Origin of the sequence: Chryseobacterium sp. GM_Chr_2 (assembly GCF_026540445.1) — a bacterium.
In the GTDB taxonomy this organism is placed as follows: domain Bacteria; phylum Bacteroidota; class Bacteroidia; order Flavobacteriales; family Weeksellaceae; genus Chryseobacterium.
Window position 1 is genome coordinate 620,722 of record NZ_JALNUD010000001.1, and the last position, 25,467, is coordinate 646,188.

General features: G+C 31.8%; 20 protein-coding genes and 1 pseudogene. 12 read left to right on the forward strand and 9 right to left on the reverse strand.

From position 1 onward, the window contains the following. Positions 1-5: 5 nt before the first annotated feature. The 3 genes from OXQ85_RS02810 to dinB form a co-directional block, all read right to left on the reverse strand. Positions 6-2,846 carry a hypothetical protein gene (locus OXQ85_RS02810; RefSeq protein WP_267402217.1) on the reverse strand — a complete coding sequence of 947 codons (2,841 nt, stop codon included), beginning with the start codon at positions 2,844-2,846 and terminating at the stop codon, positions 6-8. A gap of 442 nt (positions 2,847-3,288) precedes the next feature. Next, positions 3,289-6,342: a DNA polymerase III subunit alpha gene (dnaE, locus tag OXQ85_RS02815; protein ID WP_267402219.1), complete on the reverse strand. Its 3,054-nt coding sequence runs from the start codon at positions 6,340-6,342 to the stop codon at positions 3,289-3,291. A gap of 13 nt (positions 6,343-6,355) precedes the next feature. After that, on the reverse strand, positions 6,356-7,510 hold the full coding sequence (gene dinB, locus OXQ85_RS02820; protein WP_267402220.1) for a DNA polymerase IV: 1,155 nt from the start codon (positions 7,508-7,510) through the stop codon (positions 6,356-6,358). A gap of 61 nt (positions 7,511-7,571) precedes the next feature. Here dinB and OXQ85_RS02825 point away from each other — a divergent pair, with 61 nt between their 5' ends. The 7 genes from OXQ85_RS02825 (at position 7,572) to OXQ85_RS02855 (ending at position 15,604) form a co-directional block, all read left to right on the forward strand. Next, positions 7,572-8,351, forward strand: a complete 780-nt coding sequence (locus OXQ85_RS02825) for a LexA family transcriptional regulator (RefSeq protein WP_267402221.1) — start codon at positions 7,572-7,574, stop codon at positions 8,349-8,351. 123 nt (positions 8,352-8,474) lie between these two features. Beyond that, positions 8,475-8,921, forward strand: coding sequence for a very short patch repair endonuclease (locus tag OXQ85_RS02830; RefSeq protein WP_267402222.1), 447 nt, complete (start codon positions 8,475-8,477; stop codon positions 8,919-8,921). A gap of 300 nt (positions 8,922-9,221) precedes the next feature. After that, positions 9,222-9,476, forward strand: coding sequence for a hypothetical protein (locus OXQ85_RS02835; RefSeq protein WP_267402224.1), 255 nt, complete (start codon positions 9,222-9,224; stop codon positions 9,474-9,476). A gap of 4 nt (positions 9,477-9,480) precedes the next feature. Continuing rightward, positions 9,481-11,190 carry a DNA cytosine methyltransferase gene (locus OXQ85_RS02840; RefSeq protein ID WP_267402226.1) on the forward strand — a complete coding sequence of 570 codons (1,710 nt, stop codon included), beginning with the start codon at positions 9,481-9,483 and terminating at the stop codon, positions 11,188-11,190. A 7-nt stretch (positions 11,191-11,197) separates the two neighbouring features. Continuing rightward, the gene (locus tag OXQ85_RS02845) at positions 11,198-12,652 is read left to right on the forward strand and encodes a hypothetical protein (RefSeq protein ID WP_267402227.1); all 1,455 of its coding nucleotides are present in this window, start codon (positions 11,198-11,200) and stop codon (positions 12,650-12,652) included. Further along, on the forward strand, positions 12,649-14,640 hold the full coding sequence (locus tag OXQ85_RS02850) for an SNF2-related protein (protein WP_267402228.1): 1,992 nt from the start codon (positions 12,649-12,651) through the stop codon (positions 14,638-14,640). The genes OXQ85_RS02845 and OXQ85_RS02850 overlap by 4 nt, the downstream gene beginning before the upstream one ends. Next, positions 14,624-15,604 (forward strand): DUF3883 domain-containing protein, encoded by a 981-nt coding sequence (locus OXQ85_RS02855; RefSeq protein ID WP_267402229.1) that lies wholly within the window; start codon positions 14,624-14,626, stop codon positions 15,602-15,604. The genes OXQ85_RS02850 and OXQ85_RS02855 overlap by 17 nt, the downstream gene beginning before the upstream one ends. A 132-nt stretch (positions 15,605-15,736) precedes the next feature. Here the strand turns inward: OXQ85_RS02855 and OXQ85_RS02860 are convergent, their stop codons facing one another. From OXQ85_RS02860 to OXQ85_RS02885, 6 genes and pseudogenes are all read right to left on the reverse strand, one after another. Further along, on the reverse strand, positions 15,737-16,294 hold the full coding sequence (locus tag OXQ85_RS02860; RefSeq protein ID WP_267402231.1) for a hypothetical protein: 558 nt from the start codon (positions 16,292-16,294) through the stop codon (positions 15,737-15,739). 98 nt (positions 16,295-16,392) lie between these two features. After that, positions 16,393-17,007, reverse strand: a complete 615-nt coding sequence (locus tag OXQ85_RS02865) for a hypothetical protein (protein WP_267402232.1) — start codon at positions 17,005-17,007, stop codon at positions 16,393-16,395. Beyond that, on the reverse strand, positions 16,998-18,233 hold the full coding sequence (locus tag OXQ85_RS02870) for an AAA family ATPase (RefSeq protein WP_267402233.1): 1,236 nt from the start codon (positions 18,231-18,233) through the stop codon (positions 16,998-17,000). The genes OXQ85_RS02865 and OXQ85_RS02870 overlap by 10 nt, the downstream gene beginning before the upstream one ends. Positions 18,234-18,483: 250 nt before the next feature. Continuing rightward, positions 18,484-18,969, reverse strand: a complete 486-nt coding sequence (locus tag OXQ85_RS02875) for a thermonuclease family protein (RefSeq protein WP_267402234.1) — start codon at positions 18,967-18,969, stop codon at positions 18,484-18,486. Between the two features lie 14 nt (positions 18,970-18,983). Then, complete coding sequence (locus OXQ85_RS02880) at positions 18,984-19,787, reverse strand: AraC family transcriptional regulator (RefSeq protein WP_267402235.1); 804 nt, start codon at positions 19,785-19,787, stop codon at positions 18,984-18,986. Positions 19,788-19,928: 141 nt separating this feature from the next. After that, a pseudogene (locus OXQ85_RS02885) lies at positions 19,929-20,824 on the reverse strand (oxidoreductase). 331 nt (positions 20,825-21,155) lie between these two features. Here OXQ85_RS02885 and OXQ85_RS02890 point away from each other — a divergent pair. From OXQ85_RS02890 to pyk, 5 genes are read left to right on the forward strand one after another with little or no spacing between them, the layout of a single operon-like run. Further along, complete coding sequence (locus tag OXQ85_RS02890) at positions 21,156-21,395, forward strand: acyl carrier protein (RefSeq protein ID WP_002976354.1); 240 nt, start codon at positions 21,156-21,158, stop codon at positions 21,393-21,395. A 33-nt stretch (positions 21,396-21,428) separates the two neighbouring features. Further along, entirely contained in the window at positions 21,429-22,673 is a 1,245-nt protein-coding gene (gene fabF / locus OXQ85_RS02895; RefSeq protein WP_267402245.1) for a beta-ketoacyl-ACP synthase II, read from the forward strand. 9 nt (positions 22,674-22,682) lie between these two features. After that, positions 22,683-23,447 (forward strand): ribonuclease III, encoded by a 765-nt coding sequence (gene rnc / locus OXQ85_RS02900; protein WP_267402246.1) that lies wholly within the window; start codon positions 22,683-22,685, stop codon positions 23,445-23,447. Beyond that, on the forward strand, positions 23,425-23,898 hold the full coding sequence (locus OXQ85_RS02905; RefSeq protein ID WP_267402247.1) for an IPExxxVDY family protein: 474 nt from the start codon (positions 23,425-23,427) through the stop codon (positions 23,896-23,898). The genes rnc and OXQ85_RS02905 overlap by 23 nt, the downstream gene beginning before the upstream one ends. Next, a complete protein-coding gene (pyk, locus tag OXQ85_RS02910; protein ID WP_267402248.1) occupies positions 23,891-25,336 on the forward strand; it encodes a pyruvate kinase in 1,446 nt (481 codons plus the stop codon). The genes OXQ85_RS02905 and pyk overlap by 8 nt, the downstream gene beginning before the upstream one ends. The last annotated feature ends 131 nt before the right edge of the window (positions 25,337-25,467 follow it).

The following is a 25,467-nucleotide window of genomic DNA, read 5'->3' on the forward strand; positions in this document are numbered from 1 at the left end:
GTTTTTCACTTATTAAAATCGGAAATAGTATAAATATATAATGACATAAATTTTGTTATTAATTCAATTTGCTTAAATGTTCCAATGACAAGTCTATCGTCAGAAAGATCGTGATCCATTAGGTTTCGGTAGAAAACTAAATCTTTTATAGCCTTAGCAAAATAGATTTTGTTATTCCCATTATTATCAAATCTAGAACTAAAATCATCCTTTTTCAAATTTATTAAGTTTGATAATTTAGGTGAAGTATATATCATATTTCTCAAGCTTGGAGGATATGATGAATTATACTGGAAATTCAGTGACTTAAGAAAAGGTTCATAGAAGTTAACTACTTGTGAGAAATAAGCGAATCGGTCGTAATAATCGGTTTTACCGACGTATATATCGAACAGATACTGAACAATCATCCTTCCATTATTTAAACTTTCCAAATGCTTGATAAGAAATGAAAAATCATCAAAAAGAAACTCTTTATTACCAAAATTGTACTCTATATCTTTTACAACAGCATTGAATAATTCTTTTTCATTATATGGTATTCTTACATACTGATTGTATTCGAAATGGTTTTCAAGAGGGATGTCTACAACAGGTTCTTCAACTTCAACCATTGCCGTTTGCGGTTCTGGTATATACTCTGTTAATAATCTTACATATCTCTGACCCTCAAAATCATATTTTTCAAATAATTCATGATCATAAAATATTTTGTAGAAATTATTATGTTTCAGATTATCCGGAATGTAATCCTTATATTTATTATACAGATAATTCAATGATAGACCATCTCGATTATCCTTTAGGTCAACTATTACCTCTGATTTAAGACGAGTTTTATAGAATGGTTCGTTACGATATTTAATATTCTCAAAACTTATTTCAGGATCGATAAAATAAAGTCCATTATTTTGTAAAAGTAAACCGGAATCTTCTAATCTCTTAAAGTAATAACCAATTTGATGATCATAAATGTGCTTACCTCTGCTATCGAAAATTTCCTTGATTTTTTTCTTAATCTGATATTTAGAAAATGTTTTCAACTCATTGGAAGCTTTTCTAAAAGCGTCAATGATTTCTTTTCCTTTAAAGGAATCTCTTTCTACATTTACTTGAAGATTTGGGAAACTTGATAAATATTCTCGATGAATAAATACGTTTTTATTTTCTGAGCTTACCCTACATAGCTTTGTTAAATATGCTCTAATTGATTGTGAAGAAATATTATAATGTTCTTCGGCAACAGCTTTTTTGACTTCGGCAAATTCCACTTTACCGTCATTGGAAATAATAAATTGGTTTATAAAATCTTCCGGTTTTAAGCGGTTATCAAACTCAAAATAGTCACTATGAACCCACTTATTATTACTTATATTGATGATAGAGTCACTTCTTCTAAATACATTTTGTTCCTGATCATAATTTATATCATCATATTGATTTTGGATTACGTTTAACCTTTCAAAAATTTGATCCTTAAAAAGTGGCTTTTCTTCTAAAAACAATATTCGCTCAACTTTTAGATTAATACTTGACAAGAGATTTGGTTGAATATTGTAATTGATAACGCCTTCCTCATCAACAAAATTCTGATAAGGATAATTACTTAGTATCAAATGTAGAATTTCATTATCTACTAAAAAATTTCTACTATTATTTTGTTTTTTGAAATCATTTAGTTTTTCAACAATTTCATCCATTGTTAGATAATAGGCTGTATTTTTTAATATCTTTTGTAAGGCATGAAGAAGTTCCCTATATTCGAGTGTTGAATACTTATTCGATTCCACAATTGTATACAAAGTATGGCTATCATCAATGGAGTGCGGTACTATTTCGAAATCGAAAAAAGAAAAATATTTTGAGAATATTAACAAATTGTCACCACTGAGGTCTAATTCCTCTCCAACCTCTGAATAGTAAGACCATTCCTTTAACTGATTAATAATATTTATTACTAAAGTACCACTTAGAACCAAAAAATAATTACCATTATTATGAATATATTGTTTAAAAATGTTATATGGAATACTTGATTCATCTGTCAAAAGCTGACGAACTCTTTCGCCGGTCATATTATAAATTTCACCTATTTCCTTGTAATTGAGAGTTGGGGATTCAAAAATGTATTTGTTAACGATCTCTAAATTACGGTTCTGTTTATTATTTAAGTTACCGAGATACTTTGGAGAAAATAAGTTAATATGATTAGCTAGAATATTGAGATATTTTTTAATATTAGCTAAGAAATTTAAAGAATTGTCATATTCAATATGAACAATTTCTATTTCGGGTACTATTTCTTGCTCATTTTGAATTAAGTAGTTTTTATAAGCTCTAAAATCATCCAATTTACTACTCGTAATACTTTTTAAACGAACAAAGGAAAAGTCATCTAAACAGAGTAAAGCCAATTTAGACAATTTTAACTTTGTTAAAATCGTATGAAGTGATTTTGGAATAGATGATTTATAATCTTCGTACTTCACTTCTTTCCAATAATTTATCTTTTCTTCAGTTACATCAATGTGAAATTGTTTATAAAAAAGGTTTTGAAGTTCATTGTAGATCGTATTTGGCAATGATTCCAATAATACATCAAAGGAATATTTTGAAAGAAGGAATATTTGTGTATTTTTATTTCTTACGATATTATCTATTATTATTTTTCTATCGTTATAAAATTCAGTATCATCTGAATTAAGAAAAGTTGATAAAAGATTGTAACGTTCTTTTAATTTTTTTGGAAGTTTTCCAATTTCCTCAAAAAATTCACAATCAGAAGTTCTTATTTGCTCTAATATATGGTTACAATCTTCACGTCTTGTAAAATCAATATTTTTCATGGTTATTTAGTCGCTCTCAAATTTATTTTATCAAATGTAAAATTAATCAATTCTTCAAGCAACTTAATCTGATTAATTTTAAAGGTTATTTTTCAAAGATTTAATTACTTTTTTAACAGAGAATTGAATTATCGTAATAAATGAAAAAAATGGAACTTGATTTTGAGCTATATTTCCGCTATCACTTTCGACTTTTTGCAAAATCTGAAAGTTTATCGACTATTTAAATTTAAACCATAAAGGAAATTAAACAGAAAATTTTCAAGATAACTTCGGTATTAGATACCAGTAGAACTATCTGTTTTACTTTAGTGGGAATTTTTGTATTCTATCTTTTTATATGTATTAAAGTTTATTGTTCCGAAACTTCCTAAATTATGCATTCCTAAAATATTAATTAATACTCATCAAAAACCTGAAAATTATTTCAGGTTTTATTTTTTTATCCAAATTTATTCCTTGGTAGTCCAATTTCATGTTCCTGAGGATACGGTTTCCTAAAAGTCATACTCACATCTTCTTTAATTTGACGGTGAATATCATATTGTTTTTCTTTATCATAAGAATACCGGGGATCGGGGATCATTGGCATCTTTGCCATTTTATGAATAGTAATGGTAGGAAAGTGAAAATCAACTTCAACCGTTCCGAGTAATAAATAACAACCACCTCCCTGAAAATCATATTCCTTTAAACTATTGGGAAAATGTGCGGTATCAAAATAATCACCGTTGATATCGATCCAAGTCCCAAAATACATCGTCCCTTTTTTAGTGGGAACGTGTTTTCTGGAAATAAGATATGCTAACATTTTTACTTGTTTTTTATGAAACTTCAACAAGTCTTTTACAAATACTGATCCTCTGTATTTTGTCTTTAATAAATCAAAAGGACTACATGAAACCGGAAATCCAATTAACTCGATTTCATCAAATGCATCCTCGAAACTTTCTCTTTTCAGTTGTGGAAGTTTAAATTCCTGAACAGGTTCTTCAATTAACATTAACCCTCTATTCTCAGGTTTAAAATTTATTAGTAGTAATCTTGCTTCAATAAGCAATTCATTTTTTGGTTTACCAGTAAACCGGAATGCTCCGATAAAAATTAGAATCTGTATCGTCTCAATCCCAATATTAATTCGTCTGATAAAGTCTTCTAATGATTTATAATCTCCGTTAATTTCACGTTCCTTTACAATATCATGTGCTACATTTGTTTCCAACCCTTCTAATAACATCAATCCCAAATAAATATCGGTTCCTTTTAATGTAGTTTGAAACTCACTTGAGTTAATACATGGAACCTGAATATTTCCTCCTGACATTTTCGCCTCATGAATATAAACTTCGGTACGGTAGAAACCGCCTTGATTATTAATCACCGAAACCATAAATTCTAAAGGATAATATACTTTTAAATAAAGACTTTGATAACTTTCTACTGCATAAGATGCTGAATGGGCTTTACAGAAAGAATATCCGGCAAAGGACTCGATCTGTCTGAACGCTTCGGTAGTTAATTGTTCCGAATGTCCTTTTCTCTTACAGGAATTAAAGAAATTATCTTTCACCTGCTGAAGTTTTTTCAGTGATCTTCCTTTTCCACTCATTGCCCGTCTCAGGATATCACCGTCAGCTAATGATAATCCTCCAAAATACTGTGCAATCTTAATTACGTCCTCTTGATAAACCATAATCCCGTAAGTCTCCTTTAAATTTTCCTCGAATACGGAATGGAAATATTCAAATTTATCCGGATTGTTATGTCTGAAAATGTATTCTCTCATCATTCCGCTTTGGGCAACTCCTGGTCTAATAATGGATGAAGCAGCAACAAGCGTACGGTAATTATCACATTTTAATCGTCTTAACAATCCGCGCATTGCCGGAGATTCAATATAGAAACAGCCGATCGTTCTTCCTATTGCTAAATACTCATTGCACTTTACTTCATCTTTTGATAGTGCTGTATCACGAATATCCACCTTAATTCCTCTTGTTTTTTTAATGAGATTAACAGTATCATTAATGGTTCCTAAACCTCTTTGGGAAAGAATGTCGAATTTTTCAAGTCCAATATCTTCTGCCACATTCATATCAAACTGAACAATCGGGAATCCTTTTGGTGGCATTTCGAGTGCAGTATAATTGGTAATCGGTTCTTCCGAAATTAAAATTCCACATGAATGCATACTCCGTTGATTAGGATATTTTTCCAATAATTTACCATATTTCTGAACCATTTGCACAACTGAATTTCGGTCATGATTTTCCATTGGCTTCGTAGCCAGATCATCCAATTCCTCCTTGGGCAAACCGAATACTTTTCCTACTTCTCTAAAAATTGATTTGTATTTAAACTCAACATTAGTTCCACAAAATGCAACATGCTCTCTTCCATATCGATCAAAAATATATTCCAATATTGTATCCCTGTTCTGCCAAGACCAATCGATATCAAAATCCGGTGGTGTTTTTCGGTTAAGGTTGAGAAATCTCTCAAAATAAAGATCCAGTTCCAAAGGACAGATGTCAGTAATTCCTAAACAGTAACTTACAATAGAATTCGCACCACTCCCTCTACCCACATGCATAAATCCCATACTATTACTGTAACAGATGATATCCCACGTAATTAAAAAGTAAGAACAGAAATTAAGTTCATCTATTACTTTTAATTCCTTTTCGATTCTTTTCTTTGCGATCTCATGATTTAATCCATATCTTTTTTCCAGACCCGAATATGCTAATCGGCTGAGAAGTTTCAAATCTTCTTCTTTAGATTTGGTATAAAACTTTTTATTTTTAACTTGTTTAAAATTAAACTCAAAACGGCATGCATCAAGAATTTTTTTCGTATTGCTGATAATCTCAGGATATCTTTCAAAGATTTTAAGAAGTTCTTTTTCAGAAATAAAATATTCAGATTGCCTACAAATTTCTTTCTTCGTTAATTTTGAAAGTAATGTATTATTATCAATTGCCCGTAAAATTTTATGCAATTCATATTCTTCATCATTTCCGAAAGTAATAGAGTGCAGAACTACCATTTTGGAAATATACTTTTTATATTCAGGTCTGATTAAAAAATTTAATTCATCGATCCGTACACCTATAAATTCATCTTCCTTCAATATAGGCGGAATATTACTCATAGGATAGATCACAAAAACATTTTTAAATTCCGGTGCAACCTCTGAAAGTTCTTTATTTTCACAATTATACTCTGTGATCATTTTATTCACTTCACCGATGCCTGAAAAGTCTTTTGAGATGGTTAGATAAAGAAGTTTGCCATCTTTTCTTACTTCCATTCCTACAATAGGTTTAATTCCTACTGCTTCACATTCTTTCTTAAAATCATAAATCCCGGTGACCGTATTAATATCGGTTAATACCAATTGTTTGATCTCCAATTCATCTGCCTGTTTTACCAACTCTTCGATTGATAAAGTACCGTAACGCAGACTATGGTAGGAATGACAATTCAAAAACATAATTGAAAGATTTTTAGCGTTTATTTTCCAAATCAAAACCCGAAGCTCGACCAACCGCATCAATTCCGAATCGGTTTTTTAGATAATCCATTGTTTGATATAAACTCATTTGCTCTTCGGTATCTTCAAATAGATTCATTTGATGATTACCATGTACAAGTCCTGTAAACCTGATTCCTATCAATCTAAGTCTCATTCTTCTAGTGTAAACCTTATTGAAAAGTTCAAGGGCAACTCTTGACAAAGTATGATCAGCGGATGTATAAGGTACTTTGCATTGTTTAGTTTCAGTATCGAAATTGGCATACCGTATTTTAACTGTTACTGTTGAAGTCAGCCATTTTTCCTGTCTTAATTGATAGGTTAATTTTTCGACCATCCCGGATATGAGTCTTTTTAATTCGATAATATCCATTGTATCATTAGTAAATGTGGTCTCTGTTGAAATTGATTTTCTTTCAGAATAAGGTATAACGGGATTTTCATCAATACCGTTCGCCTTCTTCCAAAGTTCTTTCCCATTTACACCAATCATTTGTTGAAGAACCAGTACCGGCATTTCAGATAATGTATGAATGGTACGAATTCCAATCCGCGACAATAAATGAAATGTTTTATCTCCAACCATGGGAATCTTTTTGATTGACAATGGATTTAAAAATGGTTTTATTTCTGTTTCTTGAATTTCCAATCTTCCAACTGGTTTTGCTTCGCCTGTACCTATCTTTGAAACTGTTTTATTGGCAGATAAGGCAAAACTTATTGGAAGTCCGGTTTCTTTAGTGACAGCCGATGCAATTTCTTTTGTCCACTGATAACATCCGAAAAACTTATCCATTCCTGACAGATCCAGATAAAATTCATCTATACTTGCCTTTTCCATTACCGGAACTTTCTGTTGAATAATTTCTGTTACGGTATGGGATAAGTTAGAATACATTTCATAATCACCACGAATTACCTTCGCATCCGGACATAATCGAAGTGCCATTTTTATCGGCATCGCTGAACGTACACCGAATTTCCTTGCTTCATAGGAACAAGACGCAACAACTCCACGGTCTCCACCTCCGATAATTAGAGGAATACCGTCAAGTTGAGAGTTGTTAAGCCTCTCGCAGGATACAAAAAAAGTATCCATGTCCATATGTACAATGCTTCGATTCACGTTACAAAATTAGAGACTATTTGTCCCAAAATTATTATATTTGTCGGTACAATTTGTCCCAATGTCAATTTTTGCAGATAACATAAGGTTTTTGAGAGGTAAGAAAGGATTATCTCAACAGAGTTTTGCTGATGAAATTCTTATCATCAGTCGGGATCGTTATTCAAAATATGAAAACGGTCGTTCAGAAGCACCATATGAAGTTTTAATTAAAATTTCAAAGTATTTTAATGTAAGTATTGATTTATTGCTTACCGTTGATATCAGAAAATATCCATTAGAGGACGTACTGAAACTTCCTGATAATAGGATTGTTTTGCCTGTTGTCGTTGATAAATTAGGAAATAATAGTATTGAAATTGTCCCTCAGAAGGCATCTATGGGATATTTGTCCGGTTACAGCGATCCTGAATATATTGAAAGTTTACAAAGGATTTCATTACCATTTCTCACTAATGGAAAATACAGGGCGTTTCCGGCAAAAGGAGATTCAATGCCTCCTTTTAAAGATGGTTCTTACATTATTGGAAAGTACATTGAAAATATTGAAGATTTAAAACCTAACAGAAGTTATGTTTTTGTAACTCTTAATGATGGTATCTCTTATAAAAGATTTAAAAATAAAAACGAAAACTTTGTAATGGTGACTTCCGATAATTCATTTTATGAACCCTATGAAATTCCATTAGGAGAGATTGTTGAAATCTGGCAGTATGCATCAGGAATATTTCCGGAAGATTTTGAACCGGATAATTTCGAAAATTACAACTTAAAAGATATGTTTTTAGAATTACGAAACGATATTAAAAAATTAAATCATAATTTTAAGCTTAACCAGTAAGTAATTTAAATTTAAACCAAAACATAATTATTAATTTGTTGTAATTTATAATTAATTGCTATTATTAGCTACTTGATCATGAGAGTTTAAAATTTGTTAAAAATATTGATAATTTTAATGTCTATGAGAAAACAAAAAAGTTATATAAAAGATAAACGATCACCCGTAGCTTTAAATGAGAAAGTTTCGAACATAATGAGTAAAAATAAGGCAAAGAATACAAAACCCGAATTATTACTTAGAAAAATGTTATGGAATAATGGGTTAAAAGGTTATCGAATACATCCTAAAATAATCCCAGGAAAACCAGATATTTGTTACTTATCCAAAAAGATCGCAATTTTTGTAAATGGATGTTTTTGGCATAGGTGTCCACATTGCAGCTTTACACTACCTAAGAATAATACCGAATTTTGGAAAGAGAAGTTTGAAAAGAATATAAAAAGAGACAAGGAGAAAAATAAAATTTTAGAAAGTGATGGTTGGCAAATCATCACAGTTTGGGAATGTGAATTAAAAAATAAGTTGGAAACAACATTTAAAAATATTGAATTACTAGTTTCTCGTTAAGATTAATTAGGTAAGTTTCCCTATTAGATTAAAGTATAATTTATGGGAAACCGTAATTTAGATAATTAATATTATTATAATTTTGTGATAAATATGGTGCTAAGAAGTATGTAAATGTTATTTGCTTCAAAAATTCTATCGGAGCAAACATAACAATTATATATTCTAGAAGTGTTTAAATTGTATAGCAATTTTTCATCAAATGATAAGATTTCGGAAACTTGCAAGAATAAAGAAAATGAATTATCAGTTAATTAAAAGAAATTCCAACTGATATTAACAGGATATAAAGAATACTAAATGAATTATATAAATACTACCTATCAAATAGCTCAAAGAGCTTTAGCCGACTTAAAGTCAGCAATATTCATTTTGCTGACCGATGCCGGAGAAAATGGTATGACAAATGCTGAAATAGGTAGAAAATTAGGGATTTACCATGGTCACAGTGGTAAACATGAAGGTCATATTTCACGTGCTTTATTAGAAATTATGAATGGCGAAGGTGTAGTTATTCAGGATACATCTACAAAAAGATGGTTAATTAAGAAATAATATTATGGAACAATTATCTGTTGTAGATTTTTTTTGTGGTGCAGGAGGCTTTTCAGAAGGATTTCGTCAACTAGGCTTTGATATTTTATATGGATATGATCATTGGAGACCTGCAGTAGACACTTTTAATCACAATTTTGACTTGGATTGTGAACCTAAGAACATTCTAGATTTTAAAAATTCCATTGAAGAAATATTAAAGATTCCAGATACCGATGTTATTATTGGAAGCCCTCCTTGTGTTAGTTTTTCAAGTTCTAACAAATCCGGTAAAGCAGACAAATCCTTAGGGGTAGATTTAACTGAGACTTTTTTGAGAATTGTTGCTATAAAGAAGCATCAGCCCAATTCTAAATTAAAAGCATGGTTTATGGAAAATGTCACCAATTCTAAAAGATATCTCCAACCATCATACACCTTTAAAGATCTTGGTCTTTCAGAATGGGCAGCTTCTCATCGAATTAGCCCACATAAGATCGCTATTGAATTACTGGAAAATACAACGAGTATAAATTCCGCAGAATACGGTGCCATACAATCAAGAATAAGGCTAATTGCTGGGGAAGTTATAAAAAAGAAAAAACTTGTCATACCACCTCCAACCTATAGATCACAAAAAGCAAAATCCAATCTTCCATTATATAAATCTGTAAAATTGTTGAGAGAAAACTTTCCCTCTCCTTTCAGCAAAGAAAGCAATGATATAATTTCTGACCTACAATATGACGTAAATATAAAACAAAATGAGATAACTGATCATTTTTATGACACCGGTGTATATGAGGTAGAATGGAAATTTTCTAGATATTGGAAAATAAACCATCCATATATGGGTAAAATGTCTTTCCCTGAAAATGAAAATAATCCAAGTAGAACAATTACAGCTACCAAAATATCTCATTCAAGAGAATCAATTATTTATAAATCAGAAATAAAAAGAAGTGGAAATGGAGAATATCGATTGCCAACAGTAAGAGAGGCTGCTATTATTATGGGATTTCCTATCACATACCAATTTTTAGGTTCCGAGGGTACTAAATGGAGATTAGTTGGTAATGCTGTTTGTTGTTGTGTAAGCAGAGCTCTAGCGAAGGTTGTTCTTCAAGAATTAAAAATGGAAAGTAATTTACCATTAAATGTCAGATTAATTCCAAAGTTAGATAACGTTACCAATCTTAATACTTATAGTACTAAAAAATTTGATAATCCTCCAATCAAGAATAAGGGCGCAAGATTTAGAAGACACCCTTTTAAAGTAGGGAATATGACAGTTACTTTATCGAATTATGATATTGATAGTAATTCTGAAACTAAAAATAACTGGTTTACATCGATACAATATGGAACAGGTAAAGGATTTCCAATTCAAACGGTTGACGATGGGTATTATTTAAAACTTGAACCAATAATTAAAAGATTTGATGAAGGAAAAAAATTTATTGAAATTATCAACAATGGTTTTTCAGAAAAAATCGGAAATAAATTACAATTACAAGAGATGTATGAAAAACAGATTTGTATAGATAATTTATTAGAACCAACGATATTAATCGATAAAATTCCTGAGATTATCGAAAGTGTCGGTTGTCCAAATGAACTGTTTGAACAAAATGAAATAGTTATATTTGAAAATAAAGAGAAAGTTCCTATCTCTCAACTTTTTGCATTATATGCTGTTAATAGAATCGCTTCAAAAGTTAATCAAAAACAATAACCAAAGTATGGATAAAGCTGTACGAATTCAAAAGATACAAGATATTGTAAACAGAGATAATCAAAATCCCTTTGGAAAAATGGAAATTCCATGGATGGGAAAATTAGAATCTATGAATGTCTATTTAATTCCATTGGATCTTCTAGTTTATAATAAATATAATGGGAGGATATTAAGTAGAACTAAATCATTAGAAAAGCAAGGACAATCAATTGATCCAGAAACTTCCGAAGATAAAACAAAAATAGAAAAACTTCTATGGGATTCAAATAGTGGAAGGAACGATAAAACGTTAAAGAACATATCTGAAGTTGGTCAGCAAAAGGTTGGTATCATTACCAAAGATGGGATTATAATTGACGGCAATAGACGCGCAATGCTTTTGAATAAGATTCAGATGGATCCAAAATACTCGAAAAAATTTGATTATTTTAAAGCTGTTGTATTGCCAATAACTGTTGAAGAAAACCCTATCGAGATAGAAAAACTTGAAACATCTTTCCAAATGGGTGAAGATGAAAAGTTGGGTTATAATGCAACAGAAAAATATATAAAAACCAAAGAAATATATCTAAGACTTACAAAGTTGTCAGAAATCAATGTCAAAGAATTAGATGATGTGGCGATCAACAAAATTGCTGATTGGATGGGGGAACCTAATTCTGAGATCAGAAAATACCTTAGCACCATTGCTATAATGGATGATTACCTCAGTTATCTTGAATATGATGGTATATATACTCAATTAGATGATAGAGAAGATCAATTCTTATCACTTCAAAAATGGTTGAATACGTTCTATGATAAAGAAAGTAATAAAGGTTTTGATGGCTATAATAACTTAGATGTGGATGATCTAAGAGATATTGCATTCGATTATATCCGGATTAGACAACATTATGACGGAAAAATCTTTAGAGATATTGCTGATGGAAATAGAGATAAACATTTTTTTGGAGACAAAAAAATATGGGATAGCTTTAGAGATAGGCATTTTGAAATAAAAGATAGTTTGCCAGAAGAAGCTGATATTGATTTTGATTCTTCAAATTTAGAGGCTCACTTAAATGCACGAGATAACGAATTTTTCAAAAGTGCAAATGATGAAAATGGAGACAATGATTTTCTAGAGAATTTAAAAGATCATAAATATCAAATAGGATATAATAAGGCTGCTGACGAACCGGAAAAATTACTTAAACGTGCAACACAAACATTTGAAGCAATAAAAACAGGACATAAAGCATTTGCCTCTGATGAAGTACAAAATTTAGTGGAAGAATTAGGAAATAAGGTTTTTGATACACTTCAAAAAAAATCACCATCAAAGGTATTGGATCATATAATTAAGCTCTTGGATGAAATTGAAACAGATAAGATACCAGAAACTGAGATCGAAAATGTCAAAGCTAAAACAAAACAGATACAGTCATTAGGATATAACATTCATAAGGCTCTATGATGATAAATGTTTTAATTGATATTGTAAACGATACAGACATTCCTTTTTTCAAAATAGAAGGAGATATAGAACTATTGTCCAAAAACAAACGTTTAATATTGTCTCTTAAAAGACTTAAATACGTTCTAAAGGATAATACTTTTTTTATTCCATTTAGAGAAGAGAATCAAATCGCAATTTTACAGGAATTAAAAGGTATCTTATCAAAATTTGGGATAAATCCGAATCTTTCTGATTCAGCTACCGATGAAATATCCAATTATGATAGGGAAATCAAACAATTTGAGATATTTTCAGAAAAGGCAAGATCAATAAGGAACAATGAATTTGATAAATATCCTGATCTTATTCAAGATTTTAATCAATTTCAATCTATATTAAAGTCGGAATTGAAAAGAACTTTATACGACCTACAATTACTTTCATCGTTTCATTTAGCCTTTGCTCAAAACGCTTGTAATTTTGCAGTACCCGGAGCAGGAAAGACATCTATTGTGTATGGTGCGTACACTTATTTAAAAAATCTTCCAGATGACCATCCAAGACATGTTGATAAATTAATGGTTATTGGACCACTGTCTTCATTTGCACCTTGGGAGAATGAATATGTTGATTGTTTTGGAAGAACCACAACTTTCCAAAGACTTTCAGGGGATATGAATATAAGCAGAAAGGAAAAGGTTGAACATCTATATTCAGCCAATCCATGTGAAATAACCCTGATTTATCATGGAGGAGTATCTTCTTTACAAAAGGAGATTACAGATTTTTTGAAAAACAATAAGACAATGATCGTGGTCGATGAGGCGCATAGAATAAAGAATCATGAAGGGATTTGGGGAACAAGTGTTACCGAAGTTTCTAAAGAAGCTGTTGCAAGAGTTATCTTAACAGGAACACCAATACCTAATGGCTATCAAGACATATTCAATCTATATAAATTCATTTATCCTTTCAAGTACAAAGAAATATTGCAATTTCACTACCAAAATTTAGTAGATCTAACAAGAAATGCTTTGCCAGATAGTGAAAGAGTTCAACATTTAAAAGATAATATTTCTCCTTTTTTCATAAGAATTAAAAAGGATGACCTAAAATTACCTCCTGTCAAGGAATCAGTTATCAATATACCGATGGACGATATACAACGTGAGATCTACGACTTCATCGAGAATAAATATATTGATGAATTTAGAAAGAATCCATCCGCAGATGTCAAGGATATTTTAAACAGGGCAAAATTGATACGGCTAAGACAAGCTTCTACGAATCCTTCTTTATTGTCAAAAACATTAAAGGATTCCCTACAGATTGGAGAGGAAAAATGGGATACAGATCCTAATTATAAATTTTTAGAATATAGTGAAGAGTTTTTAGATGATTCAGATTTTTTCAATAAAATATTAAAATATTCAGAATTACAAACACCAAGTAAATTCATTGCAATCTTAGACATTATAAAAGAAAAGATTCTTCCGGCGAAGGGAAAGGTTATAATCTGGACCATATTCATTCAAAATGCAAAAGAACTGCAAAAATTTTTAGAAAATAATTGTATAAATAGTAATTTATTGATCGGTGAAATATCTCAGGCAGAAAGAGAAATCACTATCTCTAAGTTCAATGATCCCAATAATTCAGAATTTTCAGTGGTCATTGCAAATCCCTTCTCTGTTGCTGAATCTATATCCTTGCATAAAGGATGTCATAATGCAATCTACTTAGAAAGAGATTATAATGCATCCAATTTCATTCAATCAAAAGATAGAATACACCGGGTCGGTCTTGCTGAAAATGTTGAAACTAATTATTATTATGTTGTTTCAGACGACTCCATAGATGAGATAATCAATTATCGATTGAGACAAAAGGTTGAAAGAATGGAACAAATCATTAATGATGATATTCCACTATTCAGTAGAATCAGTGATAATGACGAAACCGACTTAATTAAAGATTTGATTGCCAGTTATGCTAAAAGATCTTAGAAAATATAGTAATCTTGGTTCGCCACTGTATTTCTATGAACTTTTAAATCTTGTGAAAGATCAAGAGTTAAAAGAAAATGATATTGTGGATTTCTTCTATAATAGATCAATAGAAGGTAGAACAATTTTTGATGGGTGCATTCATTTAGCTTTTATAATAAAATTACTGTATTTAGATGATGGCAAGAATATATGTTTGTCTGAAGCGATAAAGCATTCACTAAACAGTATTCGACAGATGTCAGATAAGTTCAATGAAATCCTTCTTTTAGCTTTAAAAGAGGATGAGAATTTATTGAATATTTTCTCATCAAAACATTTGGCGTATGATGTTATCTATAACTCAATTCAAATAAAAAATAACGCCTTTGGATTTAAGTTCTCAAATTTTAAACAACTATTGATTGATTTTGAGATTATATATCCACACCCCACTCCTGAGATCAAGAATTATATTATAAATAGCAGATATAAAAAGTTATTTGACAAGTCAATTCTTCCTGAAATAAGGAAAAGAAAGATAGGAATTGAAGAATTAAATATATCCATACGACAACAACAAATCAACGGCGAAGAAGCTGAAATGTTTGTAGTAGCATTTGAAACAAAGAGATTAAATAATATAAAAGATGTCAATTGGGTTGCTGAGTATGTGGCAAATGAAGGCTTTGACATTATTTCATATAATTCCGAAGATGATGATGAGTATAACAGATTCATTGAGGTCAAATCATACCAAGGAGAAATTCCTTATTTCTTTTGGTCTCGGAATGAATTTTCCGTGGCAAAACAAAAAAAAGAATTATACTGGTTATATCTCGTTAATCGTGATAAAATCAGTGATGAAAATTATGTTCCACAAATGATTCAGAATCCTTCAAAAAGTATTCTCGATAATGAAAACTGGATGAAAGAAGTTGATAAATATAAAATATATAAGCTACCAAAAACTATAATTAAATAAATACGTTATTATAGTTGAATTTTAAGAACAATTTTAAACCACTTTGCAAGAATTAATTTTGTAAAACGAGATTTTAAATATTAATTAGTTGAGTTAGTTTAAAATTAAACCAAGAAAAAATACGTAGGAATTTTATTTTTTTTGTCTAAAAGACCGTTTAATAACTTCAGAAAATTTTATTTCTCTTTTATTAATCTTATCAATACCTAATTCTATTTGTAAAGCATTTATAAATTTTGTACAACTACTTGAAACATCTCGTAATGCTTCATTAATTTCATTTAATTTTATGGTTTCTTTCACATTCTCTTCTTTGTCACACCAATGATTTAACTGCAAAAATCTAGCTTTCATAAAAGCTCCTTGAAGTAATATAATTTCCACTCTAGCTTTGGCACTCATAAATAATGCTTGATTGGTTGCAATATTTTCAAATTCCTCTTGAATTACTTTAATATTTTCAAATTTTTCCTCATCTGTAAAATTCGCGGCTTTTAGATGCTTATCAACATCCATTTGAATTTTAGCTATAGCTTCTGCTAGAGCCAAATAAGATTTTACTTTATAGCCAAATAGCTGATCTCTTGTTTTATCAATTCTTCCTAATCTTGAATTTAATACTGCACCGATAATGACCCCGATTATTGTAGCAAATGGCACAGATGCCTTTAAAATCTCTAAACTATCCATATCTGCAAATATATTAAAGCAGAGGCAAAGATTATATAAAGACACTCGATATTCTTACCAATTATGGTTCACCCTATGGAGTATATAAAATATAGGGGTTACAACACTTCAATTTCTGTACTAATTCGTAGTGGTACTCCAATTTTATCTTGAAGAATTCTCATTTGAATTGATGCGTTCTGATGTACCCTATAAAAGGATTTATTAGATACAACTGGCTCCACGACTAAATGAGCAAGATCAGGATGGTGTTCTTTAAAACTTAATATTGTCTCCTCAAATTTTCGTCTTGCATCAATTAACCACTTGCCTTTAGGACTAGTTTTAATTTCAAAAAATATGATACTTCCTCCTTCCTCATACAGAAATCCCTCACATCTTTTTATTAACCCATTTCCTACTGAATCCACATTACTTGATGAAAATTCGACTATATCACTTTCATCATTATTTACATCATAATTCCCAGTTCTAAAAATATCTATACAATAATCAATAGCTTTATATTTAATGTTACGGTTATTGGGATTTTCAATTTTCAAATCCCAATCCTGTTCATTATCCAACATGATTTTGGCGGGAATTCTGGAGTTGGCATTTAAATCGCTTACTCCAAAAATGGTGTTAGATATTATTTGAAGACATCTTACATTTTCGGTTTCACAATTACCGCTATGATTTGTACAAGGAACGTGAAAAAAATCTATTGGCATAAGCGTTCGATTTCTAAAAGTTCAGAAAAAAGCTCATTAGATTCTGCAAGTTCCTCGTTTAGATAATTTTCATCAGACGGTAGTCCTCTATATGTTTTTAATCTAATAATTTTGCCATCTTTTTCATCTAATTCATACACAACTAAATCATTTCCATTAAGAGTGGAGTTTAATGGAACTATTCTTTCTAATTTTGTCTTTAACTCATTATTAGACCTGATTTTATCTTTCAATTTATCAGCTTCAATTGCTAAAGCTAAATAATTAATCAGATAAGGACTATGAGTTGTCATTATTAATATATTATCTCCTGTATTAAAAGATAATAAACTATTGAGCAACAATCTTTGTGAAGTTGGAAACAAATTTTGTTCAGGTTCTTCAACTACATTAATTAAATATTTAGTAATATATTTAGAATTTATTTCTTTTTCTCTTGCTCGATATTGAATTTCGTCGAAATTTTCAGTATTAAGTGCCTTAAGTTCATTATTTCTACGCACCGTCTGATCAGTACTTAACCCATCAAGTAATTTCTTTTCTCCTCGTTTTAAAAAATTAACCAAATAATCGGTAACCCAAAATAGTGGTACAATGGAGTGAAAACCACTTGAAGCATCAGTTAATTTGAGTCGTTTACCGTTATTACCAAATTCGAGATAATTTTCATCTTTTAAAGAGTCATATACTACTTTAGTTTTATTAATTGGTAAATCAACCGGTATACTATTACTTTCAATTTGAGCATTTCTAAATTCCACTGAATAATTTTTTAAACTTCCAATTATTAAGTCAGAAACCTTATTTATATTTGCGATAGAACTTAAAAAATTACGTTCTGCCGGAACATACATTATTTTAGGAAGTTGAAAATAGTCATAGTTTATTTTTTCAGCCATAATCTTACCATCATCCAGAGTACCTGTTAAATATAAGTAGTATGCTCTACCTTTATATTCAATCTCTGTATCAAATTCCAAATAATCTTCTAAACGATGAAATGCAATAAGATCAACAAACTCATCATGGTGAATAGGAGTTTTTACATCTCCCCTTACTAAAGCTTTTTCCAACCACATAAAGGTAGAAATCAGCTTTGCAACAGTGCTTTTACCTGACCCTTGATTTCCTATAAAAACTGACACTTTATTTACATCAATCCAACCATCATTTTCTGTATACCCTTGTTTGATAGGTCCGAAATTCTTTATCTTAATTTTGCACATTTTTGAATAGTAAGTAATACAAATTTACAAATTTACTTTTAAAGTATTAGACTTGGGAATTTAGCTACCTATCATCGGTAACAACACTTCATTATATTTTATAATCAGATATCACTATCTTAAAGTTTCATTATTTGCACAAGCACGCAGTGGTAGCAATGGTGGTAGCAAAATTCAAATCTTACACGAACTCTCTGATATTCAGAAATAATTCGATATCCTCCAACTCCACAAAAAGAGGTTTTGTAAATTACAAAACCTCTTTTTTCTTTTTCTTATTGCTTCTAAATTCCCAGGGTGAAATTGCACGTTTGTCAGACCAAAGCCCTATCTTTTTATTTCTGGCGATGAGTTCATAATTTTTTAGATCTAAATCTTTGGATGCTTTAAAATACCACCATCCTAAGCCTGCTTTTATAATTTCGGCAGACAGATATTTATCGTTATCATAGAATATTTTAGCAACCGTACGCTTATATCGATCTTTATTCACTCTATAAAAAGTCACTTTTTTACCAAAAACCTGCGAACTGGTAAATTGTTTAGCATTTTTACCAAAAGCCTGACTATTTTCAGGGCAATCAACTTCCGCTAATCTTAATGTTTCCTGATGATTATTTCCCAACAAGACCACGACTGTGTCTCCGTCTTTTACTTTTATCACTTTCCCTTTCGACTGCGCAAACAGCATATTACAGCCCATTAATAAGGCTATACCTACAAATTTCAACTTCATTTTTTTAATTATAACTAAATTATTTTACTTGGCGATGCACCAAAATGTTTTTTAAAAGCAAATGAAAAATGAGAAAGATCTTCAAACCCTAAATCAAGATAAATATCGGAAGCCATTTTCCCTTTTTCTAAAATTAAATAATGTGCTTCTTGCAACCTTTTTCTAAGTAACCATTTCCTTGGTGTACTTCCGAAAATCTTTTCAAAATCACGTTTAAAGGTAGCCAAACTTCTTCCCGTTAAATAAGCAAACCGATCTAAATTAACATTAAAATGAAAGTTTTTATTCATAAATGCTTCAATGTCAATTTTGCCAGGTTCATTAAAATCAAACAAAATATTTTTCAAATCGGGATCTTCCTGAAGCAATAAAATCAACGCTTCTTTTATTTTGAGATCAACCAAACGAGGATCTGAAAGCTTTCCTGAATTTTGATATATTAATAAGGAGTTCATATAATTTTGAAGTTCCGAACTTTCATGCAATAGCCACAATGGTTTATGATGCTCTTTTTTTTCGGAGATCAAATTATATTCAACACTAAAGTCTTTTAACATTTGTTGATCGAGATAAATGGACAAAGATTGAAATTCTCCATTCGGAGGTGGTTGCTTGATAAATTTCAACAACTGATTTCTCCTCAAAAAACGGATAGAACCATCTTTGGCTGAATAATCATGAAAACCGTCGTTCAAAACCAAGTCTCCGGCGATCTGATAACTCAGCACATGATCCGACACAAAATGCTCTCCCTGCCGGCTCAGTTGCGTATAACAGGAATAAACGATATTGCCAAAATCTTCTCTTTTAGATTTCATTTCATACAAAAATAAGAAAATGAGACTGCATTTTTTACAGTCTCATCAATTAATTAAAATAACTCAATATAAGACCAAAGAACAACTGATTGAAAAATAAAAACTTATTTTATCATCAATCAACTTGGCTTTTTTATCTTTTTACTTTAAACTAATGCCTTTGTGAGCCAAATATTGTTTACCGTATTCACTTTCAAACATACTCACCGCTTCATCATGATCGGTAGAAATCGTCACATCCAGCCATTTTTCAAATTCTGCCTTTCTCTGTTCGTCGGTTGCTCTCAAAATCGACGCCGCTTCACTACCTAAAACCAAATGCAAAGGAGGATTTTCGTTTTCCACAACATCAATCATTACTTTCGCCGCTTTTGCAGGATCACCCATCGGTAAAAATTTTCCTGAAGTTAAATGTTCTTTAATTCCTCCAACGGTTGATTCGTATCCTTCAATATCTTTAGCAAAACTCATCGAAGAACCTGCCCATTCTGTACGGAAACCACCGGGTTCAATGCACGTTACTTTAATTCCGAGAGGTGCAACTTCTTTGCTTAATGATTCTGAAAATCCCGAAAGACCAAATTTTGCCGCCTGATAAATAGAAAGTCCCGCATTCCCTACTCTACCGCCAACAGAACTGATCTGTAAAATATTTCCCGAACGCTGTTTTCTCATATAAGGCAAAACCGCTCTCGTTACTTCAATCGGCGCGTATAAATTGACTTCCAACTGATTTCTGACTTGCTCATTGGTAAAAGCTTCTGTCGCACCTGTGATTCCGAAACCTGCATTATTCACCAATACATCGATTCTTCCAAAATAATCCACCGCTTTTTCTACTGTTGAATAAATCTGTTCTTTGTTCTGAACATCCAGTTCCAACGCAAGAATCTGTTCCGGATATTTTCAACCAAATCATTTAACTGCTGAGGATTTCTTGCGGTTGCCACCACGTAATCTCCTTTTGCTAAAACTGCTTCAACAAGATTTTTACCTAAACCTTTTGAACTTCCTGTGATAAACCAAACTTTTTTCATTTTTTTTATTATTGAATTTTGTTGATACAAATTTCCATCAATTTCACACCTCTTTGGTTTGTTAAAAAGCTCAACTTTACTTTGTTTAAAAAGTCATTTTCTTTGAAACTCAATTCTTACTATATATAGTATCGGGTTTAAGAAAAATTTAATTTTAGTTAAACTGAAACCTTTGCATTAAATGTTAAAATATAAACTCCTGAAAACTAAAATAATACCCTCAAATATTATAAAATACATACCTACGCGCCACAAAAAAGAGTAAAAAAATGTTTTATCGTAAAGAATTTTATATATTTGCACCATCTAACAATTAAAAAAATAATTTACTATGTCAGACATTGCATCAAGAGTAAAAGCTATCATCGCTGATAAGCTTGACGTTGAAGAAACAGAAGTAACTCCAGAAGCTAGCTTCACTAACGATTTAGGAGCAGACTCTTTGGATACAGTTGAACTTATCATGGAATTCGAAAAAGAATTTAACATTCAAATCCCTGATGATCAAGCAGAAAAAATTACTACTGTAGGACACGCTATCGCTTATATCGAAGAAGTAGTAAATAAATAATATTCTTCAACAAAAAGAAATTAAAAAAAGTTTATGGAATTAAAAAGAGTAGTTGTAACCGGTTTTGGAGCAATAACGCCGATTGGAAATAATGCAAAAGAATACTGGGAAAATCTTCTAAAAGGTGAGAGCGGTGCCGCTCCGATTACTCTTTTTGATGCCACAAACTTTAAAACGAAATTCGCTTGCGAGGTGAAGGGTTTCAATCCTTTAGACCATTTCGATAAGAAAGAGGCTAAAAAAATGGATAGAAACACACAACTTGGGTTGGTAGCTGCTAGAGAAGCAGTTTCCCACTCAGGAATTATTGAAGACAATGTAGATAAAAACAGAGTTGGAGTAATCTGGGGTTCCGGAATCGGAGGTTTAGAGACTTTTGAAACTGAAGTTTTAGGTTGGGCAAATACGGATATTCCGAGATTTAACCCTTTCTTTATTCCTAAAATGATTGCGGACATCACTCCTGGACATATTTCTATTGAATATGGTTTCCACGGACCGAATTACACAACTGTTTCTGCATGCGCATCTTCAGCAAATGCTATAATTGATTCCAAAATGCTGATCCAACTAGGAAAGGCAGACGTAATTGTGTGCGGAGGCTCTGAAGCAGCCGTTACAGCAAGTGGTGTCGGTGGATTCAATGCAATGATGGCACTTTCTACAAGAAATGATGATCCTAAAACGGCTTCAAGACCTTTCGATAAAGACAGAGATGGCTTTGTACTTGGCGAAGGAGCAGGATGTATCATCCTTGAAGAATATGAGCACGCGGTAAAACGCGGTGCTACAATCTATGCAGAATTAAAAGGTGGCGGTATGAGTGCAGATGCACATCACATGACAGCGCCTCATCCTGAAGGTTTAGGAGCTTACTTGGTAATGAAAAATTGCCTGGAAGATGCAGGATTAACTGCTGATGAAGTAGATCACATCAATATGCATGGTACGTCTACTCCATTAGGAGATATTGCAGAATCTAACGCGATTTCAAAATTATTAGGAGAGCACGCTTTCGACATTCAGATCAATTCTACAAAATCAATGACAGGTCACCTTTTGGGTGCAGCCGGAGTGATTGAAGCTATTGCTGCGTTGGGAACTATTATTCATGGTATTGTTCCTCCTACCATCAACCATTTTACTGATGATGAAAATATCGACAGCAGACTGAACTTTACGTTCAACGATGCTGTGAAGAAAGATGTAAAAGTAGCCATGAGTAATACTTTTGGGTTTGGTGGTCATAACGCTTGCGTTCTATTTAAGAAAATCTAAATTTACTGAATGGAGTTACAGAAATACTTTTCTAAATTCCTTCTCAAAAAAAGAAAAAGACAGCTTACAGAGAGAGACTATAACTTGAGTATGGCATTAAATAAAATGCTGGGAACTGAGGTGCAGAATGTTGCTCTTTACCGCGAAGCTTTTTCTTTAAAAAATTCTTCTAAAAATCAGGATAACAGTAATTACGAAAGGCTTGAATTTTTAGGAGATTCTGTTTTGGGTACAATTATCTCTTGTCATTTGTTCCAGACTTATCCTCAGGCTAATGAAGGATATCTGACGCAGATGAAATCTAAGATTGTTAATAGGAAAAATCTTAATAAACTAGGAGAAGATCTGAAGCTTACGGATCTGTTGCAAAAACAGGCATCTGTGGCATTAGGCGAAAATATCTCCGGAAATTTATTTGAGGCACTCATTGGCGCCGTGTATTTAGACTTCCACTATGATACCTGTAAAAAGATCATTCTGGAAAGATTGCTCACGCCAAGCGAAATTAATAAGCTTGAAAACAAAATTGTAAGCTACAAAGGTCTTCTACTCGAATGGAGCCAGAAGAAAAAGCTAAATATAAAGTATGAAACTTGTGAGGAAATCCAGGTGAACAAGGCAATAACCTTCCGATGTCATGTATGGCTGGGAGATGAAAAAATTGCTAACGCCACCGAGACTTCCAAGAAAAAGGCAGAAGAGAAAGCAGCACAAAGGGCATTTTATATTTTAAACAAAAAAGAAAACATACTTGGAAATCCAAAAACTTTATGATCTAGACGATATAGAATTTGAAGATATTGCCATAGGATTGGTAAGATTAGCAAAACATATACCCGATCATGAGTTTTTCTACAAAATAAATCAAAACAACGACCTCAAATTTTCCAGAAAACAAGATATCGTTTTTCATGGGGCGTTTTATGACTACTATTTTTCAAGATTCGAGGCCTACCACAAGTTTACAAAGACCTGCTTTACTTTCATTTCAAATAAATCTTCGGAAAGTAAGCAAAAAAAACAACAGACTGAGCTATTCTCAGGAGAAGATAACATTAAATTTTTATTAAATAATCAGGTAGATGTGCAATATATTTTGCATAGTTCGGAACAGTTTCCTGATTTTTCCGTAATTTTGCTCCCTGAAAATCTTGTGTTTCCAATTCAAGATTATACATTAGGTTCTGAAGAGGAACTTTATCAAATTATCCAGTATTATGAATAAGTATTTAAAGAAGACAAAAATTATCGCGACACTTGGACCGGCGTCATCGTCGAAGGAAGTAATGTTAGGGCTAATGAAAGCAGGTGTTGACATTTTCAGAATCAATTTTTCACATGCAGATTACGACTTAGTTCGATCAAATATTGAAATAATCAGAGAACTTAATAAGGAATATGGTTATTCAGTGGGTATTTTGGGAGACCTACAAGGGCCGAAACTAAGAGTTGGGGTTGTAAAAGAAGGTTCTTACCTGAATCCGGGTGATATCCTTACTTTTACCAATGAAAAAATAGAAGGTGATTCTACAAAAGTTTATATGACTTATCAACAATTTCCACAGGATGTGAAAGTTGGTGAAAGAATTCTTATTGACGATGGTAAATTGGTTTTGGAAGTTACTGAAACTAATGATGTAGATACTGTAAAAGCAAAAACAATTCAAGGGGGACCTCTAAGTTCTAAAAAAGGGGTAAACCTTCCTAATACAAACGTTTCTCTTCCTGCATTAACGGAAAAAGATATTCAGGATGCCAACTTCATGCTAGATCAGGAAGTGGACTGGATCGCACTTTCTTTCGTGCGTCACGCTCAGGATATTATTGATTTGAAAGAATTAATTGTTAAACATCCAAACGGTAAATTCAAAACTCCGATCATCGCGAAAATTGAAAAGCCTGAAGGGGTAAAAAATATCGACGAGATCTTAATGGAATGTGACGGATTAATGGTTGCTCGGGGTGACCTAGGTGTGGAAGTTCCGATGGAAGAAGTTCCTGCTATCCAAAAAACATTGGTAGAGAAAGCAAGATATTATTCTAAGCCAGTAATTATCGCAACTCAGATGATGGAAACAATGATCAACAGCTTAACGCCTACAAGAGCGGAAGTGAATGACGTTGCCAACTCTGTATTGGATGGTGCTGATGCGGTAATGCTTTCAGGAGAAACTTCTGTAGGTAGATACCCAGTTCAGGTTGTTGAAAACATGGCTAAAATTGTGAAAAACATCGAGATGACACATTTTTACCAACACAAAAATGAACCGATTGAAAAAGACTTCGACTGTATCGATGAGAGATTCATCACCAACAGAGTGTGTCTTGCTGCGGTAAGAATTGCTAAAACAACTAACGTTTCTGCTATCGTTACTTTAACGAGTTCTGGATATACTGCATTCCAGTTGTCAGCTCACAGACCAGATTCTCACATCATTGTTTACAGCGGTAACAAAAGAGTGATCAACATGTTGAACCTTCTTTGGGGTGTTCACGCATACTATTATGATATGAACAAATCTACTGACGAAACTATTATCCAGGTTAATATGTTGACACACAACTACGGATTTATCGAATCTGGAGACTTTGTAATCAACATCAATGCTACTCCGTCTTACGAAGGTGGAAAAACAAATACATTGAGATTGACAACCGTTTAATTAACGAGTCATTTCGCATAAAAACAAAAAACTCACGAATAATTTTCGTGAGTTTTTTATTTATGAGTTTTGATGCTGGAGGAACGAAGTTGGAAGCCAAATATCCATTATGCGATTTCTTTGTAAACTTC